The 13,306-nt window shown below is 38.6% G+C and carries 13 protein-coding genes and 1 other RNA gene; 7 read left to right on the plus strand and 7 right to left on the minus strand.

Annotation, left to right across the window (positions count from 1 at the left end):
- Positions 1 to 49: 49 nt before the first annotated feature.
- Both DEU42_RS15695 and DEU42_RS15700 read left to right on the plus strand, forming a co-directional pair.
- The gene (locus DEU42_RS15695; protein ID WP_114759283.1) at positions 50 to 673 is read left to right on the plus strand and encodes a hypothetical protein; all 624 of its coding nucleotides are present in this window, start codon (positions 50 to 52) and stop codon (positions 671 to 673) included.
- A gap of 207 nt (positions 674 to 880) precedes the next feature.
- Entirely contained in the window at positions 881 to 1,429 is a 549-nt protein-coding gene (locus tag DEU42_RS15700; protein WP_114759284.1) for a fasciclin domain-containing protein, read from the plus strand.
- A gap of 58 nt (positions 1,430 to 1,487) precedes the next feature.
- Here DEU42_RS15700 and DEU42_RS15705 read toward each other — a convergent pair whose 3' ends face one another.
- Together DEU42_RS15705 and DEU42_RS15710 are read right to left on the minus strand one after the other, a co-directional pair.
- A complete protein-coding gene (locus DEU42_RS15705) occupies positions 1,488 to 1,955 on the minus strand; it encodes a hypothetical protein (protein ID WP_114759285.1) in 468 nt (155 codons plus the stop codon).
- A 130-nt stretch (positions 1,956 to 2,085) separates the two neighbouring features.
- On the minus strand, positions 2,086 to 3,183 hold the full coding sequence (locus DEU42_RS15710; RefSeq protein WP_114759286.1) for a glutaminyl-peptide cyclotransferase: 1,098 nt from the start codon (positions 3,181 to 3,183) through the stop codon (positions 2,086 to 2,088).
- Positions 3,184 to 3,271: 88 nt separating this feature from the next.
- Here DEU42_RS15710 and ffs point away from each other — a divergent pair.
- Both ffs and DEU42_RS15720 read left to right on the plus strand, forming a co-directional pair.
- An RNA gene (gene ffs, locus DEU42_RS15715) (signal recognition particle sRNA small type) lies at positions 3,272 to 3,370 on the plus strand.
- A 103-nt stretch (positions 3,371 to 3,473) separates the two neighbouring features.
- Positions 3,474 to 4,451 carry a polysaccharide deacetylase family protein gene (locus DEU42_RS15720; RefSeq protein WP_114759287.1) on the plus strand — a complete coding sequence of 326 codons (978 nt, stop codon included), beginning with the start codon at positions 3,474 to 3,476 and terminating at the stop codon, positions 4,449 to 4,451.
- Between the two features lie 55 nt (positions 4,452 to 4,506).
- Here the strand turns inward: DEU42_RS15720 and DEU42_RS15725 are convergent, their stop codons facing one another.
- Positions 4,507 to 5,409 carry an alpha/beta hydrolase gene (locus DEU42_RS15725; protein WP_114759288.1) on the minus strand — a complete coding sequence of 301 codons (903 nt, stop codon included), beginning with the start codon at positions 5,407 to 5,409 and terminating at the stop codon, positions 4,507 to 4,509.
- Between the two features lie 23 nt (positions 5,410 to 5,432).
- Complete coding sequence (locus DEU42_RS15730; protein ID WP_114759289.1) at positions 5,433 to 7,145, minus strand: family 43 glycosylhydrolase; 1,713 nt, start codon at positions 7,143 to 7,145, stop codon at positions 5,433 to 5,435.
- A 126-nt stretch (positions 7,146 to 7,271) separates the two neighbouring features.
- On the opposite strand from DEU42_RS15730, the gene DEU42_RS15735 reads away from it, so the two are divergent.
- Both DEU42_RS15735 and fsa read left to right on the plus strand, forming a co-directional pair.
- Positions 7,272 to 8,075: an SDR family oxidoreductase gene (locus DEU42_RS15735; protein WP_114759290.1), complete on the plus strand. Its 804-nt coding sequence runs from the start codon at positions 7,272 to 7,274 to the stop codon at positions 8,073 to 8,075.
- Between the two features lie 133 nt (positions 8,076 to 8,208).
- Positions 8,209 to 8,865 carry a fructose-6-phosphate aldolase gene (gene fsa, locus DEU42_RS15740; protein WP_114759291.1) on the plus strand — a complete coding sequence of 219 codons (657 nt, stop codon included), beginning with the start codon at positions 8,209 to 8,211 and terminating at the stop codon, positions 8,863 to 8,865.
- A 123-nt stretch (positions 8,866 to 8,988) separates the two neighbouring features.
- On the opposite strand, the gene DEU42_RS15745 is transcribed toward fsa, so the two are convergent.
- The 3 genes from DEU42_RS15745 to DEU42_RS15755 form a co-directional block, all read right to left on the minus strand.
- On the minus strand, positions 8,989 to 10,806 hold the full coding sequence (locus tag DEU42_RS15745; protein WP_114759292.1) for a chloride channel protein: 1,818 nt from the start codon (positions 10,804 to 10,806) through the stop codon (positions 8,989 to 8,991).
- Positions 10,807 to 10,889: 83 nt separating this feature from the next.
- Positions 10,890 to 11,183 (minus strand): hypothetical protein, encoded by a 294-nt coding sequence (locus DEU42_RS15750; protein ID WP_114759293.1) that lies wholly within the window; start codon positions 11,181 to 11,183, stop codon positions 10,890 to 10,892.
- Positions 11,180 to 11,776 (minus strand): ACP phosphodiesterase, encoded by a 597-nt coding sequence (locus DEU42_RS15755; RefSeq protein ID WP_114759294.1) that lies wholly within the window; start codon positions 11,774 to 11,776, stop codon positions 11,180 to 11,182. The genes DEU42_RS15750 and DEU42_RS15755 overlap by 4 nt, the downstream gene beginning before the upstream one ends.
- Positions 11,777 to 11,915: 139 nt before the next feature.
- On the opposite strand from DEU42_RS15755, the gene glmM reads away from it, so the two are divergent.
- Positions 11,916 to 13,304: a phosphoglucosamine mutase gene (glmM, locus tag DEU42_RS15760; protein ID WP_114759333.1), complete on the plus strand. Its 1,389-nt coding sequence runs from the start codon at positions 11,916 to 11,918 to the stop codon at positions 13,302 to 13,304.
- Positions 13,305 to 13,306: the final 2 nt, after the last annotated feature.

Here is a 13,306-nt window from a genome sequence, read left to right on the forward strand (position 1 = left end):
ATCTTTATTTTTATTTTTACAATCATCAATTGAAATAAAATAACCTGTTATGAAAGTACTTTTATTATTTACCGGACTTTTAATGTGTATAAGCATTCAGGCTCAAACCTATGCACCATATTCAGGAAATAAAGCTAATGGAACTAAGGTTTCAAAACCGGTAAAAAATAAACCAGTAGTTACCGAAAAAACACCTGAAAAAGAAAATATAAACTCTAAAACGACTGTTTCAAAAACTGATTCGTCTAAGAATGAAAATAACAAACCGGTAGTTGCTGAAACAACACTGGCAAACGAAAATACAAAACCAAAAGAAAGCTATCGGGACTATATGACTATGGCTATTGAACAGCTTCACCAGAAAGATTATCAAAAGGCGCTCGATTTTTATGGTCTGGCATTGGGGGCAAGTACGCCGGAATCTGTTCATATTGTTTTGAAATCCAGAGCTATATTGTATGCTATAATGAAGGAAGATGAAAAAGCTGTTGCCGATCTTACGAAGGCTATTCAGTATAAGGGTACTCCCGAAACGCAACTGGCAATCCTTTATGTTATGAGGGCAAAAATGTATGCTAATAATAAGAATATGGACCTTGCCTGTAAAGATGCCACTAAAGCTAAGGCCCTTGGAGCATCATATGAAATGATAAGGGATATTGATTGTAAATAATATTTAATACTGATTGTGTTGCTTTTACGCAGTATACGGCATAACTAATAATCTTTTTGTTATTATTTATTTTAAAAAGGATAATGTTGATTCTGAGGAATAAATAACGGCTATTAGTTAAAAAAATCTAAAATTTTACTGTTTCCTAAAACCATGATTGTGTTTATGGCGTATCTGTCACTATAAACTTTTAACAAATAAACAATCATGAAAACTTCAAAATTCTTCGCAGCAGTAATTGTTTTGCTTTTAACCGTAGGTGCTGTTTCAGCACAAACAAAAATGGTAGGCGGTGCCGCAATGTATCCTAACAAAAATATTATTGAGAACGCCGTAAATTCGAAAGACCATACTACGCTTGTAGCTGCTGTTAAAGCTGCCGGCCTTGTCGAAACACTTGAGGGAAAAGGACCGTTTACTGTATTTGCGCCAACTAATGAGGCATTTGATAAACTTCCCAAAGGAACAGTAGAGACTCTTCTTAAACCGGAAAATAAAAAAATGTTACAGGGAGTACTTACCTACCATGTTGTAGCAGGTAAATGGAGCGCTGCTGATGTAATGTCGGCTATCAAGAAAGGTAAAGGGACAGCTGAAGTAACTACAGTGCAGGGTGGTAAGCTATGGTTTATGATGGATGGTAAAGACGTTTGGATCAAAGATGAAAAAGGAGGAAAAGCGAAAGTTACTATTGCTGATGTAAATCAGTCTAACGGAGTGATACATGTTATTGATACTGTACTGATGCACAAATAATAAATTAAGTTAGTGTTGGATATGAAAATCCCTGGTGTAAAAGGCATCAGGGATTTTTTTATTTGCCTTCAGGATTATATTTTTTGTGATACGGTCGTGGCATATATTTCCAGCTGTGAATAGGAGCAACGCCTGTTTCCAGGACTTCAATATCAAAGTTTCTTTTAAAATAATAAACATCTTCTCCTAACAACAGATGTAAACCTAAGGGCGGAGTAATGATCAGCGCCGCTATAATCCACAGGGTTATCGAAACTGCTTTTTTTATTCTTAAAGGGAATTTTTTACTTATTGCGTAAATGATTAGAAACCAAAAAGAAAAATAGCATAAAATATCTGCAAAAAACTCCATTATAAAAAACTGGTAAGCCATTGAGGTATGAAAAGCAGGGCAGGAGTATATAAACGGAAAACCATACATTACATAGTCCGGTGCATCAACAACAAGAACATACCACCACTTTGTAAAACCCGCAAAAGATATCAGAGTGAGCGGGAGGGTGAGTTTTAGGATCAGTTGTTTCATTGGAGAGTTGATTTACAGCTTAAATATATAAACTTAATTACAATAAAAAAGCCACCTACAGGTGGCTTTAAATATTTTGAGAGTTATTCAGGTTTGTCGAATCAACACATCAACAAATAACCAAATCTACTTAGTTGTGTATTCTTATCTCAAACATTTTGTCCCAGTTCTTACCGGTAACAAAGAATGTTTTGGTTTTAGCATTATAAGCGATACCGTTAAGCACGTCTACATCAATGTGCTTGGTGATCTTCGATTTAAGTGCTGAAAGGTCTAAAACAGCTTCTACAGCTCCGGTTTTAGGGTCAATAACTGCAATAGCATCTTTTTGATAAATGTTACCATAAATCTTACCATCTACCCATTCCAGTTCGTTTACATCCTTAATTTTTGTGCCTTTGGTGTACACGTTTATATAGTCTACCTCTTTCATTGTTTCCGGGTCTAGAATATATATTTTTTCCGAACCATCGGTCATATACAGGTGTGTACCATTATTGGTAAGTCCCCAGCCTTCGGTTTGTTTAAAATAAGGCACGGTTTTTATCTTTTCAAGGTTATCGGCATTATAAATATAGCTTTCATTACGTTTGTAGGTTAGCTGGTAGATCTTGTTGTTCAGTACCGTTGCACCTTCACCAAAGTTAGCCATATCAAGTTGTGTTCTTTTGTACACCTCTCCGTTTTTATAGTTTACCTTACGGATGTCTGACACTGCTCTCTTACCTGAAGGGCCTGAACCACTACCGGTACTCTCAATAAGTGTATCACGGTAAAATTCAAGTCCCTGTGTATAGGCTGTCATATCGTGAGGATAAGTATTAACAATATCATATTTTAATAATTTATAGTCAATACCGCTAACAAGTTCTACGCGGTTACTTACTTCAGCAGTTTCACCTCCGTAGTAAACAAGGGCTTTAATATTAAGGTAACCCAGTTTTTGACCGTTAAGAGCAAAGTCAAATTTTTTATTACCTACAGAAGTACCTACTTTTTTATCGTTTACAAAATAAACAACTGAGTCGATTGCTTCTTCTTTTGCGTTAGTAATCTGTAAAGCGAGAGTCTCCTGGGGTTGGTATTGCTGCTTTAAATTAGCTGTATCTATAGCAAATAAGTTGTTTTTATCTTCATTTTTGCCTCCACATGATAAAATTGTTGAGCCAAGGAAGGATAATACTAGTGCACCCAATAAAATGAATACGAATATGTTACGTTTTTTCATGGTTAAAAGAATAATAAAGCCAATATACAATTGTATTTTATATCTCACAATTGCCTTGCGAAAATACAAAAAGATTGTATATTTGCAGCGGCAAGTCCTACACGACCAGCTCCTGTTGACTCCTCCAGGGTGGGAACACAGCAAAGGTAAATGGTTGTAGCGGTGCGATGTAGGTCGCTTGCCATTTTTTTATTCTTTTTAGTCGTCTCCTTCGGGAGATTTTTTCGTTTTAAGGCTTCTGTTTATCCTGAGCTTATTAACTTAGTAGAGTTAATTATTACGGTTTTACGATGGCAAAAATCAAAACATTATTTCTTTTAGTTATACTATCATTGAATGGTTTGTGTTCTTTTGCTCAGGAAAAGGTTTCCGACTACGTTGCTTACTACGCATCTGCTAATTATAAAGGAAATGACATTGTTATATTCCGTAAGTTCAGGAAGAATGTCAGGCAGTATTACCTTACGGTAGATTTAAAAACACTAAATACCGCTGTTATTGCTGCATCTGAAGTAAAGCCTGTTGAATCCCCAATAGAACAGCTTTCAAAAACCTACGCTGCTTCTCCTTATTTTAAGGCATTAAGTTTTGTAAGCAAACAGTCTTTTGCTTTACAGGATGCAGGAATCATTCACGGTTATCCAAAAGAAAAAGGTATTACGCTTACCATTGACCTTTGTCCGTCGCATAAGTCGCTTGACAGGGGTATTTTTACGTCTCTGATAACTGAATTTTCAAAAACAGAACAGCCTGTTCCGGTTGCGCTTTCCATATCGGGGAAATTCATGCTGACCCACAAAGAGGATATCGACTGGCTAAAATCGTTGCAGGAGCAAAAGAAGATTGCGATTACATGGGTTAACCATACTTACAATCATTTTTATGAGCCCGGGATACCACTAACGGAGAACTTTTTGCTTAGTCCGGGAACAAATATCGATTTTGAAGTATTAGCCAATGAACGGCTAATGATTGAAAACGGATTAATTCCATCTATGTTTTTCAGGTTTCCGGGCTTGATATCGGATAATACAGTGGTTAAAGAAATTACATCTTACGGACTAATTCCTATTGGCAGCGATGCCTGGCTGGCGAAAGGGCAGTCATCAGGGCAGGGGAGTATTGTGCTGATTCATGGTAATGGTAACGAACCTATTGGGGTAAAAGATTTCCTGAAACTATTGCAGACCCAAAAACAGGCCGTAATGCAAAAGCAATGGCTGCTGTATGATCTAGGTAAAGCTGTGGATGATGAGTTTAAGGATTGATTTTCCTCCCCTTCCAGAAAGGGATTGTTTCTTTTGTTTCAGGACAAAAGAAAAATTACAACCACTGATTAGCAATCAGCCAGCTTTTTAAATTTTCCATCCATTTTTCAGAAGTGGTTGGGTTGTTCATACCATAACCATGACCACCTAATGGGTAAATATGCATTTCGCCATAGATCTTATTTTTCAATAATGCCTGATAGTAAACAATACTATTCTCTACAGGTACGGCACCATCATCTGCCGAATGGACTAAAAAAGCTTTAGGTGTATCAGGCGTAACCAACAGTTCGTTTGAATATTGGGCAACAAGTTCGGGTGAAGCGTTCTTGCCGATTAGATTTTCACGGCTGCCCATGTGTGTAAGTGCATCAGTGAAACTGATTACAGGGTAGATAAGTACAGAAAAATCAGGTCTTAGGGATGTATGTTTTGGGTTCTCTATAACTTCTCTTTTATATTGTGTCGATGCCGAAGCTGCCAGATGCCCACCTGCCGAAAAGCCCATTATACCAATTTTTGAAGTATCGATATTCCATTTTGTGGCATTTTCCCTTACCAGCTGAAAAGCACGCTGTACGTCCTGTAACGGACCGATGGTTTTATCCTGCATAATGTCATCCCCGGGAAGACGATATTTTAATACAAAGGCTGTAATACCCATCTCGTTAAAAGCTTTGGCTATATCAGCACCTTCGTGACCTACTGCCAATACGCCATAGCCTCCGCCCGGACAAATAATCACAGCACTCTTTTGAGCAGATTGTTTCTTCGGTTTGTAAACTGTCAGAGTAGGATTTGTTACATTACTAATGCAGTAAAAGCCATCGTTAGTGCTCTTTTCTTTTTTATCTGACGGTTTACTGTTTGGGATTGCTCCGTTGTATAGCGGAAGCATTTCCTGAGCTGACAAGTTCATCATAGCAAACAGGGTAAAAAGTATATATGTTTTTTTCATTGTTTTGTCTAGTTGTGCCTAAATTAATCAATTTTCTTAATGTCAGTTCCTTTGGTGATACCATTCTCATTGAAAGAATCTACTACAAAATAATAATCCCACTGGTTAGAAAGCGAGTTGATCTCAAGTGTGTCTGTACCATATACCTGAAAGTTTTGTAATAGCTCGTCGGGAGTCCTGCCAAAACGGATGTTGTAACCCGTAGCTTTTGTATCGCCTTTCCATTTTAATAGTACCGAACAACGATCCTGTGCATTTCTGTCAATAGTTAGTCCGGTTGCTATAGTCGGTTTTTTACCGTTGCCTTTGCCAAATACCCTTAAATCAGAAATTGCAAAAGTACCCGAGGGAGTATGTAGGTTAGTCACTTTCAGGTAGCGTGCTTTTACTGCCTTATCCAATACTATTAAATCATGAGGGGCATCGGCAGTGTTTTTTGATTTATCTACAAGTATTTTCCATGCTTTACCGTCTTCAGAATACTCAATAATGTACTGATAGTATATACCTTCCTGCCTTCCCTGAATTGTGGTTTTGTTTTCGGCGAAATTTAATTGCAGGGCATTAATCGTGTTTTTTTCGGTAAGGTCTATTGACAGCCATTCACCCTTATTGCCTGTCGCAGCACTCCAGTATGTTCTAATGTTTTCGTCGGCAGACAGTTTTGCTTCATAGCCGGCGGAGTTTGAAGATACAGTTACAGGTTTGTTGTAAGAGAGCAACATCCATTGCGGAACAAAATCAGCTTCTTTTATTCCTTTTTTCTGCGGAATTACCATTGGGTAATCGCCATAGCCGGTATAGGTATATATAGCATCGTTAGTATTAAAGAAAGCAGGGAAAAGGCTGAGCCTGCGTTCAAAATTATGCTTTATAGAGATAGTTGTTGTGGTAATGTGCCAGTAGTTACCGTATTTATCTTTAAACGTAGCACTGTGTCCTGTTCCCGTAGCAAAACCACCAGGTCGGTAAGAGAACGGGTTGTTCTTCATTAGTGTAAATGGACCAAGCGGATTATCGGCAACATACATGCCATCGCTATAGCTTCGGTATTCTGTTCCGGGAGTGGCATATTGCAGGTAATATTTATTGTTGAATTTTGTCATCCATGCTCCTTCGGTCCAGGGTTTATCTTTACTTTTATTAGTGTCACCCGGACGCTCCCACCCATTGTGGTCTGTATCCTCGTTCATGCAGGCTACTGGTTTGCCAATAGGATTAAGGGTTTTACGGTCAAGTTCAACGCCATAAATAGGATTTATGTTAGAGCAGCCATAGTACATATAGAGCCTTCCGTCATCATCAAGAAAAAGATCTGGGTCGGTTAGTGGAATAGGAAATCCTTCGTTTACAACCTGCCATTTTCCTGACTTTGGATTGGACGATTTGAATATCTTGCTGCTGGGTGAATCTTGTGTCGAGGCAACAAAGTAAATCGCATCGTCCATCACTACGGCTGCCGGAGCATAATCTTCAAAAGGCAGATCGGGAGAAGTTATAAAATCCCAATCGGAAAGATTTGTCGAATGCCAGTATCCACCTGATTTCGAAGCAAAAAGATAGTATTCGTCTTTATAGGTAACTATTACCGGATCGGCAGCTTCACGGCGTGAAGGCGCATCAAGGCAAAAGCGGTAGTTAAGGTTAAGCGGGTTACAGATAATTGCTGTTTTTTGCTGGGCAAAAGCAGTAAGCCCGGCCAACAGTAATGCGGCAAGGTATAATTTATTGGTCATGAGTTATTTGTTTGTTGTGGATGCTAATATAGTCATTTTGACAATAAGAGTGGTTTGTATCTTGAAAAAGGCAAACTTGTTATTCTCTGTCATAAATCCTATTTTCGCAATCCAAACATTTTCATAATGAGCAAAGTTATTTTAATTACCGGCGGTTCGTCGGGCATAGGTAAAGCAATAGGCGAATTTCTTCATGACAAAGGTTATACCGTATATGGTACAAGCCGAAAGCCGGAACAGATTATACGTTCTGTTTTTCCACTTGTTGCGCTTGACGTGCGAAATGCAGAAAGCATTAGTGAAGCTGTTGCAGAGGTTATAGCTAAAGCGGGAACCATAGATGTACTTATAAATAATGCAGGAGTGGGTATTACAGGACCTTTGGAAGAAATTCCGGCCGATGAAATACGCAATAACTTTGAAACGAACCTGTTTGGTCCTGTTGAGGTTATGAAGGCAGTACTTCCGCAAATGAGAGCTCAAAAAAGTGGTCTTATCATTAATGTAACTTCAATAGCAGGTTATATGGGGCTTCCATATCGTAGTGTTTATTCGGCGAGTAAAGGAGCACTGGAACTTATCAGTGAGGCTTTACGTATGGAAGTTAAACAATTTGGCGTAACCATAACCACGGTTGCTCCCGGTGATTTTGCAACAAATATTGCGGCAGGACGTTACCATGCTCCTGTTGTAAAAGGATCGGCTTATGAAAAGGTATATGGCAATATTCTTGCCACCATGAACGATCATGTAGATGCCGGTAGTGATCCTGTACAAATGGCAGAGGCGGTATATGCGATAATGAAGACTCCTAACCCTGAGGTGCATTACAAAGTAGGCGCTTTTATGCAGAAATTCTCGATTGTGCTTAAGCGTATCCTTCCAGGTAAAACCTATGAAAAGATGCTAATGAACCACTATAAGCTTTAATTAATATAGATGTAAGATAATGAACAGCATAGGCTGTTTTTTTGTTATATAAAAAACGTTTGAAATTATTGCATCGTGGTTTATAAATTGTAGCTTTGTGCAACTTTTATATCCACAAACAAAAGAGAATACGATGAAATTTTTTATTGACACAGCAAACCTTGCACAGATTAAAGAAGCTCAGGAACTTGGTGTTCTTGATGGCGTAACTACAAACCCTTCGCTTATGGCAAAGGAAGGTATTACAGGTAAGGACAACATCCTGAAACATTATGTTGACATATGCAATATTGTGGATGGTGACGTGAGCGCTGAGGTTAATGCTCTTGATTTTGAAGGAATGGTAAAGGAAGGCGAGGAACTTGCTGATCTTCATGAGCAGATTGTTGTAAAACTGCCTATGACCAAAGACGGCGTTAAGGCTGCTAAATATTTTGCAGACAGAGGTATTAAAACCAATGTAACCCTTGTATTCTCTGCCGGTCAGGCTATACTAGCGGCAAAGGCAGGAGCTACGTATGTTTCTCCATTTGTTGGGCGTCTTGATGACGTTTCTACAGATGGTCTTGGTCTTATCGAAGAGATTCGAATGATCTATGATAACTACGGTTACGAAACACAAATACTTGCTGCTTCTGTACGTCATACAATGCACATTGTTAACTGTGCAAAAATTGGAGCCGATGTTATGACAGGTCCATTATCTGCAATTACCGGTTTATTGAAACACCCACTTACAGATATCGGACTGGCACAATTTGTTGCCGATTTCGAAAAAGGAAATAAATAATATACTGATCGGTATATTGTTTCGACAATATAAAAACGGGCAGTCATTTTTGACTGCCCGTTTTTTTATGCTTAAGAAGCATATTTTATCTTTTTTGAAAAACCAAATTCAGGTAATCTGAAATTATTCAATCAGCATTTCTTTTAATTTAGTTCTGTAAGCCTCCAGTATTTTAGTCTTCGAAATGAAACCGTAATAGCGGTCCTCTTTTATAAGTGGAAGATAATCAGTATGTGTAACTTCAAATTTATCCATTATCATTTCAATTGAATCTTCCATACACGCCACTTCGGCAGGTACTGTCATTAGGTCTGCCAATGGAGTGTATTTCACCTGAAACGCATTAAAAAGTATAGGTCTTACCTTTTCAAAATCTATAACGCCAATTAATTTACGCTTATCATCTATAACGGCAAACTGTGCTTGTGGCGTAGTAGCTATCAGGCTTATCAGGTCTTCAGTTTTCTGATTTAGTGTAAGTGGTTGTACTTCAGTGTCGATGACTTTAAGAATATCAATTCCGGATAGTATGTTTTTATCCTTATCAGAGGTAAATACCTGACCCTTAGCTGCTAAATGTTTAACGTCCATAGAGTGTTTTTCGAATTGTTTAGATACTGCAAAACTAACCGACGAAACAATCATAAGAGGAACCATAAGCCCATAACCACCTGTAATTTCACCAATCAGGAACATAGCAGTTAATGGCGCATGGAATAGCCCACTCAATATTCCAGCCATACCAACAATAGTAAAGTTGGCTACCGGTATATTCTCAAACCCTAAAAGAGTGAAGAACTTAGCGACTAAAAAACCAAGGTAAGAGCCCACGAAAAGCGATGGGGCAAAGTTTCCACCGTTACCACCACTGGCCAGTGTGAGTCCTGTTGCATAAGCTTTTACAAGCATCGTAGCGCCCACAAATAGCAATAAAACCCAACCATTATCCCTGAACTGTTCCAGAATGGTATTGTCAAGAAGTTCCTGGGGGGTGTCATTGGCAAGTGTCTTAATGGTTTCATATCCCTCTCCAAAAAGCATGGGGAATACAAATATTAGTCCGGCAAGAGGTAGCGCTCCATAAAGTGCTTTCCGGTAGCCTTTTATGCGGAGATTTTCAAAATGAGCCTCTACTTTTTGGAAAGTACGTGCATGATATAGTGATACAAATCCTGCCAGCAATCCGATAAGTACATAGTAGGGTATGTTGTGGTAATCGAATTCGTATTGGTCTTTAAATGATAATAGTACTTCTTCGTTGATTACAATGTTAGATACAAGAGCACCTGTTGCTGCAGATATCATAATAGGGATAAAAGCTGTAATGGCTACGTCAGTGAGCACTACTTCAATTGCGAATAGCACTCCTGCAATCGGGGCATTAAATGCAGCTGCAATACCGGCAGCTACTCCACAGGCTAACAACAGGATACGATCTTTTTGTGAGAGTTTATAGTTTTGTGCAAAGTTAGATCCGAATGCAGCTCCTGTAATTGTAATGGGAGACTCAAGTCCTGCTGATCCTCCTAAGCCGACAGTAAGTGAGCTTGTTATAATCTGAGAATACATTTGCTTACGCGGCATGATACCACCTTTTTTGGCAACGGCATAAAGTATGCGCGAGCTACCCTTTTCAATTTTGCCATCAAGCAGACGTTTCACTACCCATACTGTAAGTAAGATACCCACAACGGGTAATATACTGTTTATGTAAGGTAATTTAAGATATTTGTTTACATAAGTAGCCAACAGAAAAACGTTGTGGGCAAAGCTTTTTAGGATAATTACAGCAAATGACGTAGAAATAGCAACTACTACACACGAAAGGTACATAAAATGCCTTTCAGACAGTAGATTTTTAAGTATAAAGAACAGGGTTTCAAGGCGGCGCAGGCTATTACGGAAAAATAATCTGACCTTTGAAACTTTACGGTTTTGCATGTTTTATGACTAAAATGTTGGGAATTTTTTAAAAATGCTAAGTTAAGCCATTCATTAAAAAATACCTAAGCATTATATGTTTTTTAAGGGCTAGGAGGAGGCATGAGTTCTCTTTCAGCAAGTATTTTTCGGATTGCACGTAGTTCCTTTTCAGATAAAGTATTTCTATTTATTAGTGCAATGAGATCTTTAGAGTCTGAGCTCCTATACTTTTGAATATAAATTTCAATCTCATCATCTGTATAATTTAACTCTTTAATTTTGTCAATTTCTGTATTAGCATAGTTACTAATTTGCTTCCTGTTACGATAAACTAAATATGCTACGGTAACGGCTAAGATTATAAAAATATAAGTGGTAAGGTTAAAAGATATCATGGTGTATTATTTTGAATTTCTGTTATCTTTTCTTTTACGAATACCTGTATATCCTCAAAAAAAGCAGTAAACTCAGTTTCATACTCTTTGTAGAATTCCTGTAACTCATCTACTGAAGTCCGCATACCGGATTTGTTTTTGGTGCGGTTATCCATTTGGGTGAGTATGCGTCCTATGCCTTCAATAGTGGCATAGCTGGCAAGCCAATTGTACTGCACCATATAAGGCATAAGGACTTTGGTTTTCTCTGTCAGCATTTCATAGTTCTCTTCCAGCGATTTGTAAAAAGCCAGGGTATAATCAAGAAGAGGCTGATTATGATAATCTGACCAGTTTTTTGCTAAAAAGTGATCATAGAAAATATCCATAATAACACCTGCATAATGGTGATAACGGGCATGAAGACGTTTAGTACCCTGTCTGAAAACAGGGTGAGCGTCGGTATAGGTGTCAATGGCACGGTGCAGCATAATTCCTTTCTGCACATCGGTGGGAAAGTTATCGGGTTTTCCGTGAATGCCATCAGCCATGAAGTTACCGATTTTTATCAGGTCATTATCACCTGAAAGGTATATGTGAGCAAGAAAGTTCATAGGTACAATATAGCGAAAAGTTTCGTAGTTTCAAATGCTTTGTAGCTTTCATTTTTCCCGGTTGATAAATTCCCACGCAAACTAAATGGAAAAAGAAGAGCTATCGCTTATATTTGCCTTACTAAAATTCGTAACCAAAATGACATTAATCAAATCTATATCAGGTATCAGGGGTACAATCGGTGGTCAAACCGGAGATAACCTGACACCACTTGATGCTGTAAAATTTGCTGCTGCTTATGGCACATGGTTGAAAAACCATACTAAAAAAGATAAACTTACCGTAGTTATAGGACGTGATGCACGTATATCGGGTCCGATGATACAAAGCCTTGTGGTTAATACATTAGTTGGTCTGGGTATCGATGTTATCGATCTTGACCTTTCTACAACTCCTACCGTTGAGGTAGCTGTTCCGCTTGAGAAAGCTGATGGTGGTATCATCCTTACAGCAAGTCATAATCCTAAACAATGGAATGCCCTGAAGTTGCTTAACGAAAAAGGAGAGTTCCTTAGCGGTGCTGATGGTGCTAAAATATTAGAAATCGCTGAAAGCGAAGCTTTCGATTTTGCCGATGTAGACAGCCTTGGTGAAGTTACCCGCAATGATGCGTATATGGACATCCATATTGATGAGGTGCTGGAACTACCTTTAGTAGATGCTGAAATCGTAAAACAAGCCGGTTTTAAAGTAGTTGTTGATGGTGTTAACTCGTCAGGAGGTATCATTATTCCTAAATTGCTTGAGCAGATGGGAGTTGAGGTAGTACGTTTATACTGTACACCTGACGGGCATTTTCCACACAATCCGGAACCACTTAAAGAACACCTTGGCGACATCTGTAAGCTGGTGGTGGAAGAGAAAGCACATTTTGGTATAGTAGTCGATCCGGATGTTGACCGTTTGGCATTTATATCTGACGATGGTGAGATGTTTGGCGAAGAATACACCCTTGTTGCTGTTGCTGATTACGTATTAAGCAAAACACCCGGTAATACAGTTTCTAATATGTCGTCTTCACGTGCACTACGTGATATCACCCAAAAACATGGCGGAATTTATGAAGCCAGTGCAGTAGGGGAGGTGAACGTTGTGGAAATGATGAAAAATAACAACGCTATCATAGGCGGCGAAGGTAATGGAGGTATCATTTATCCTGAACTTCACTATGGCCGTGACTCTCTGGTAGGAGTGGCTTTGTTCCTTACCTATCTTGCCGAAAAGAAAATGAGTGTGGCTGCTCTTAGAGCTTCATACCCTCAGTATTACATGAGCAAAAACAAAATTGAGCTTACCCCACAGATAGATGTTGATGCTATTCTTGTGGCTATGGCCGATAAATATAAAAATGAGCAGGTTAGCACTGTTGATGGTGTGAAAGTTGACTTTGCTGAAGACTGGGTACACTTAAGAAAATCGAATACTGAGCCTATCATCAGGATTTATACTGAGGCACATACACAGCAAAAAGCCGATGAGCTTGCAGTAAGGATTATCGATGAGATAAAAGCAGTAGCTGGAATCTAATC

It is taken from the genome of Flavobacterium sp. AG291 (assembly GCF_003350375.1).
GTDB classification, from domain to species: Bacteria; Bacteroidota; Bacteroidia; order Flavobacteriales; family Flavobacteriaceae; genus Flavobacterium; species Flavobacterium suzhouense.